The 1,074-nt window shown below is 66.9% G+C and carries 1 protein-coding gene; it reads left to right on the top strand.

The features are described from left to right. Positions 1 to 1,074, top strand: a 1,074-nt coding sequence (metK, locus tag A5782_RS21125) for a methionine adenosyltransferase (protein WP_067104049.1), incomplete at both ends; no start/stop codon positions are given.

Here is a 1,074-nt window from a genome sequence, read left to right as displayed (position 1 = left end):
CTGTTTACCAGTGAGTCGGTGACTGAGGGACATCCCGACAAGATCTGTGACGCGATCAGCGACTCGGTCCTCGACGCGCTGTTGGCGCAGGACCCCCGCTCACGTGTCGCCGTCGAGACGCTGGTCACCACCGGGCAGGTGCACGTGGTGGGTGAAGTGACCACGACGGCCAAAGAGGCGTTCGCCGACATCACCAACACGGTGCGCGCGCGGATCCTCGACATCGGTTACGACTCGTCGGACAAGGGCTTCGACGGGAGCACGTGCGGGGTGAACATCGGTATCGGGGCGCAGTCACCCGACATCGCTCAGGGTGTGGACACCGCGCATGAGGCGCGCGTGGAGGGCGCCGCGGATCCGTTGGACTCCCAGGGCGCCGGCGATCAGGGCCTGATGTTCGGTTATGCGATCAACGACACCCCCGAGCGGATGCCGCTGCCGATCGCGCTGGCCCACCGGCTGTCGCGCAAGTTGACCGAGGTCCGCAAGAACGGCACGCTGCCCTACCTGCGCCCGGACGGCAAGACGCAGGTCACCATCGAGTACGAGGACGACGTTCCGGTCCGCCTGGACACCGTGGTGGTCTCCACCCAGCACGCCGAGGGCGTCGACCTGGAGAACACCCTGGATCCCGATATCCGGCAGCACGTGCTCACGACGGTGCTCGAGGAGCTGGCCCACGACACCCTGGACTCGTCGGCGACGCGGGTGCTGGTCAACCCGACCGGCAAGTTCGTTTTGGGTGGGCCGATGGGTGATGCCGGCCTGACCGGCCGCAAGATCATCGTCGACACCTATGGCGGGTGGGCGCGCCACGGTGGTGGGGCGTTCTCGGGTAAGGATCCGTCCAAGGTGGACCGCTCGGCGGCCTACGCGATGCGGTGGGTGGCTAAGAACATCGTCGCTGCCGGGCTGGCCGAGCGGGTCGAGGTGCAGGTGGCTTACGCCATCGGTAAGGCGGCCCCGGTCGGGTTGTTCATCGAGACGTTCGGTACCGCGACGGTCGATCCGGTCAAGATCGAGAAGATCGTGCCCGAGGTGTTTGACCTGCGGCCCGGGGCGATCATCCGTGAC

It is taken from the genome of Mycobacterium sp. 852002-40037_SCH5390672 (assembly GCF_001665875.1).
Classification (GTDB): Bacteria; Actinomycetota; Actinomycetes; order Mycobacteriales; family Mycobacteriaceae; genus Mycobacterium.
The sequence above is the reverse complement of the archived record's forward strand: the minus strand, read 5'-3'. Positions and strand labels throughout refer to the sequence as shown.